The sequence below is a fragment of the Mesobacillus sp. genome (assembly GCF_047739415.1).
In the GTDB taxonomy this organism is placed as follows: Bacteria; Bacillota; Bacilli; order Bacillales; family Cytobacillaceae; genus Mesobacillus.
The window spans coordinates 1-5,057 of sequence record NZ_JBIQOE010000100.1; the positions used below are offsets into that span (position 1 = coordinate 1).

The following is a 5,057-nucleotide window of genomic DNA, read 5'->3' on the forward strand; positions in this document are numbered from 1 at the left end:
AAAACTGTTGTGTTTTGAAAGGAGCAATCATGAAATCATTAGTACTTGCAGAAAAACCAAGTGTTGCCCGTGAGCTTGCGCGTGTACTTGGCTGCAATAAAACTCATAAAAGCTATTTTGAAGGAAATCAATATATCGTCACCTGGGCTCTCGGTCACTTGATTGAATTAAAAATGCCCGAGAATTATGACCCTAAATATAAGGTATGGAAGCTTGAAGAGCTGCCGATCATCCCGGATAAGATGGGGCTTAAGGTAATCAAGCAGACGAGCCATCAGTTCAAGGCAATTGAGCATCTTGCTGAACGCAAGGATGTCGGTGAATTCATCATTGCGACTGATGCCGGGCGTGAAGGTGAGCTTGTCGCGAGATGGATCCTCCAGCGCATCAACTGGAAGAAACCCATCAAGAGACTGTGGATTTCGTCGCAGACGGACCGTGCCATCAAGGACGGTTTTAAGAACCTCAAGCCTGGCAGGCAGTTTGAAGACCTGTATGAATCCGCTGTCTGCCGTGCCGAGGCTGACTGGCTGATCGGGTTGAATGTTTCGAGGGCTTTGACAACGAAATTCAAGGATCCTTTATCTGCCGGCCGTGTCCAGACACCGACTCTCGCGATGGTCCTGGAACGTGAAGATGAAATCAATAAGTTCGTGCCGAAGGAGTACTGGACAATCCAGGCCAAGGTCGGCTCGTTGAATGCAGAATGGGAGCATAAAGGCGAAAAGCGGATTTTCTCAAAGGAAAAAGCAGAACAGATTCAAAAGAAGCTTTCAAATAAGAAAGCTGTTTTGAAATCTCTGGACCGCAAGCAAAAGTCAGAACCGCAGCCCCTTCCTTATGACCTGACAGAACTGCAGCGCGATGCCAATAAGCGTTTCGGATTCTCGGCAAAGAAAACATCCAATGTTCTGCAGGGATTGTATGAACAGCATAAGCTTGTCACCTATCCGCGTACGGACTCACGCTACTTGACAACCGATATGGAAGCAACGATGGCGGACCGTCTGCAGGGCATCATTTCCGGTTATCGTGATGAAGCAAAGCCGGCACTCGCTCAGAAAGGCAAGGTCCAGACCCGCCGAGTGTTCAATAATGAAAAAGTAACCGACCACCATGCGATCATCCCGACAGAGGAGCGGCTTCACCTTGCCGATTTGTCACCGGATGAACGGAAGCTGTACGACTTGATCGTCCGTCGATTCCTTGCTTTATTTTACCCGGCTTATCAGTATGAAGTGATTCATGCTAACTTCGATGTCGAGGGTGAATCAGTATCAGCACGGGAAACGAATATCCTTGAAATTGGCTTTAAAAAGGTGCTTGGAAAAGACGAGGATGATGCAGCTACACAATCACTGGGTCAGCTTGAAAAAGGCAAGAGTTACTCTGTTGGCCAGGTTATAATGAATAAAAAGATGACTGAGCCGCCGCTTCGTCTGTCTGAGTCAGATATTCTTGCGAAAATGGAGAAATTCGGACTCGGCACCCCGGCAACGCGGGCTGAAATCATTGAGCGTATAATTTCCTCGGAGGTAGTTGAACGCCAGAACGGCCGCCTGTATCCAACGAAAAAAGGCAAGCAGCTCATCGACCTGGTAAACGATGAACTCACTTCACCTGAACTGACGGCAAAATGGGAAAAGGAACTTGAAGAGATCGCCCGCGGCAAAGGCGACCCGAAGGCTTTCAAGAAACGGATTCGCGAACAGACGGCGCGCCTTGTATCTGAAATCAAGACGAGCGACAAAACATACCGCGCCCATAACCTGACAGGCTCAAAATGCCCTGAGTGCGGTGAGTTTATGAAGGAACGCAAGACTAAGGAAGGTCGTATCCTTGTCTGCTCAAGCCCTGAGTGCAGTTTCCGCAAGCATAAGGATCCAAAGCTTTCGCAAAGACGCTGTCCTCAGTGCCACAAACGGATGGAGATCCACAACGGCAAAGCAGGCGCATACTTCCAGTGCCGCCGCTGCAATGTCGTCGAAAAGGCTGAGGATAAGAAGAAAAAAGGTGTATCCAAGCGTGAGGAGCGCAAGCTGAAAGAAAAATACTCACCATCCCAGGAAAACTTCGGCACCAGTCTCGGAGACTTGTTGAAAGCTGCGATGGAGGATAAGGATTAAAAACCAGTTACTCAAAAGCGGCCATTGTGCCGCTTTTTTTGTATAGTACGGAAATTCTTGCTAAGGATTTAACTTGTAAAAAATTCCTTCGGAGTAGTATGATATTCGTTGGTTCTATTTTAGATAAAAGGAGAAACATCATGAGAATAAGGGATTGGGATCGAAACTTGAAGATTCGCTTGTTTGGCGAAGCTTTAATGAATATAACATTTTGGATGTTTTTCCCGTTTTTGACGATATATTTTGCTGAAAGTTTCGGGAAGGGCAACGCGGGATTCCTGCTCGTCTTATCCCAGGTCTTTTCGGTATTCGCCAATTTGATGGGCGGATATACCGCCGACCGGTTCGGGCGCAAACGGATGATGGTGATCTCAGCTTTTGGCCAGGGAATTGCCTTCCTTGTTTTTGCCTACGCGGTTTCACCATGGTTCACCTCGCCGATGCTCGGTTTCATCTGCTTTACGCTCGTTGGGATGTTCGGCTCCATTTACTGGCCGGCCAGCCAAGCGATGGTTGCGGACGTGGTTCCGGAAAAAGACCGCAGCAGTGTATTTGCTATTTTTTATACGCAGATCAATATTGCCGTTGTTGTCGGCCCGATTCTCGGAGCGATTTTTTATGTAAAATACCGGTTCGAATTGATGATTGCGGTGGCAATTATCTCTATCCTGCTTGCACTCGTCCTTGCAAAATGGACGCGTGAAACGGTGCCTGCTTCCGCCAGGCAGGCACGTGCAGAGAATGGAAAATGGTATGACTTCCTTAAAGACCAAATCGCTGATTACAAGGTCATTGTCCAGGATAAGATTTTCCTAATGTTCATCATAGCAGGGATTTTAGCGGCGCAAACGTTCATGCAGCTTGATCTGTTATTCCCTGTTTACACAAAGGATACGGTGCATAATCAAACTGTCCTCGAACTCGGCAGCAAAGTATTCACCGTCAATGGCGAGCAGGCTTTTGGCTTGATTCTTTCTGAAAATGGCTTGCTTGTTGCCCTCTTCACTGTCGTTGTAACGAGATGGGTGACCCGTTTCCGCGAACGGAATGTGTTTGTATTATCCTCGCTCATTTATGCAGTGGCGATTTTGATGTTCGGTGCGACAAATTGGATTTGGGGACTGATTGCAGCGATGGCGGTATTCACATTGGCTGAACTGATGACTGCCGGTTTGCAGCAAACCTTCATTTCCAACCTGGCACCTGAGCAAATGCGTGGCCAGTATTTTGCGGCCGCTTCATTGCGATATACGATAGGCAGGACGATAGCACCAATCAGCATCCCGCTGACTGTCTGGATCGGGTACGGCTGGACGTTCACAATCCTCAGCATTCTTGCCGTTTTGAGCGCGGTACTGTTCTGGGTGATGTTCAGGATGTATGAGAATAGGAAGGCAGCGGGGGTTTAAGCGGGGGAATTGAAGTTGGCGGTTCGCGGATGAAAGTGGAAAATATGAAGTTGGTCGAAATAATTTGAAATGTGGTCGAATTATTCGAAGATATGGTCGAATTATTCGAAGATGTGGTCGAATTATTTGTATTTACGCCAATATCTTAAGCAAAGGACGCTAAAAGGATGCTAAAAATGGCCCATCTATTGATGAAATTGATTCCCGCGCACAAAAAATCCATGCAGAATCTGTTTCTGCATGGATTTTTCTCTATTATTTTACCTTTGCATCGCTATACTTGAATGTCATGAACACAAATAGCAGGAAGCTTAGCAGCAAAGTGGATCCGCCGACTATATAGAACACCATTGTGAATGTTTCTGGCAGCGGGAATGGCTTCACATTATAAAGCCACATACCCAAGGTCAAGCCGAAGCTTCCAAGGATCGCTGTCCACACATGGAATAATGCTAGTTTTGAAGTTTTCGGCACCGCGTAGGAACGGTAGTAACTTGAAAATGCAAATAGACTCAGCCAGCCGACAACCAAAATATGCGCATGGACCGGGCGGATTGCATAGTCCCCGGCACCTGCCATATGCGAGCCCATGAATGCGCCAACGAAAGCGTAAATTGCGGATAGCCGCAACAAGACAACATCGAATTTCATGTAAAAAAATCCTCCTATACCCCTTTTGTATACCGCTCTATTTTACCCTAGGCTGCTGCCAGGATGCCAGTTTGATAGGCTAGCAATTTTAGACAGATATGAAGCTGCCCGGTGCGCCTCTTAAATGTCTAGTTAAGTCGAATGTCTTAAGTTTCTTTTTTCCTATAAAATCGTTACAATATAAAAGAAGATTCAGAAAAGGGGCGAAATAGATGAGTGATTTCCAAATGAATTTAGAAAAATATGCAGACCTTGCTGTCAAGGTTGGCGTTAACGTCCAGAAGGACCAGACGCTTGTCATCAATACAATGCTTGATTCCGCTGAGTTTGTCCGCCTTGTGGCAAAAAAGGCATACGAAGCCGGCGCTAAAAACGTTGTTGTAAACTGGAATGATGACGTTGTGAACAGGACGAAGTATGACCTTGCACCTGATGAGGCATTCAACGAGTATCCTGAATGGCGTGCACGCGAGGTTGAAGCTCTGGCTGAAAACGGTGCGGCATTCATGTCAATCGTTTCTTCAAGTCCTGACCTGTTAAAAGGTGTGAAGTCCGATCGTATTGCAAACTTCCAGAAAGCTGCTGGAACGGCGCTTTCAAAATATCGCAAATACATACAATCCGATAAAGTAAGCTGGACAGTCATTGCCGTTCCTTCTGAAGGATGGGCAAAAATGGTGTTCCCTGAGGATACTGCTGAAACAGCTGTACAGAAGCTCTGGGATGCAATCTTCAAGGCAGTCCGCGTGGATACTGAAGATCCGGTCGCAGCATGGAAAAATCATGACGCTTCCCTTCATGAAAAAGTTGATTACCTGAACAGCAAGCGATACAAGAAGCTTCACTATAAAGCACCAGGCACAGACCTGAC

General features: G+C 46.7%; 4 protein-coding genes. 3 read left to right on the forward strand and 1 reads right to left on the reverse strand.

All coding sequences use genetic code 11. The annotated features are described in order from the left end of the window. Positions 1–29 precede the first annotated feature (29 nt). Together ACH0QE_RS08270 and ACH0QE_RS08275 are read left to right on the forward strand one after the other, a co-directional pair. The gene (locus ACH0QE_RS08270) at positions 30–2,126 is read left to right on the forward strand and encodes a DNA topoisomerase III (RefSeq protein ID WP_415800227.1); all 2,097 of its coding nucleotides are present in this window, start codon (positions 30–32) and stop codon (positions 2,124–2,126) included. Positions 2,127–2,266: 140 nt separating this feature from the next. Further along, positions 2,267–3,535 (forward strand): MDR family MFS transporter, encoded by a 1,269-nt coding sequence (locus ACH0QE_RS08275; RefSeq protein WP_415800225.1) that lies wholly within the window; start codon positions 2,267–2,269, stop codon positions 3,533–3,535. Positions 3,536–3,790: 255 nt separating this feature from the next. Here ACH0QE_RS08275 and ACH0QE_RS08280 read toward each other — a convergent pair whose 3' ends face one another. After that, positions 3,791–4,186: a hypothetical protein gene (locus ACH0QE_RS08280; protein WP_192469642.1), complete on the reverse strand. Its 396-nt coding sequence runs from the start codon at positions 4,184–4,186 to the stop codon at positions 3,791–3,793. A gap of 212 nt (positions 4,187–4,398) precedes the next feature. Between ACH0QE_RS08280 and ACH0QE_RS08285 the strand changes: the two genes are divergently transcribed. Then, positions 4,399–5,057: aminopeptidase (locus ACH0QE_RS08285; RefSeq protein ID WP_415800226.1), on the forward strand; the 659-nt coding region annotated here is incomplete at its 3' end.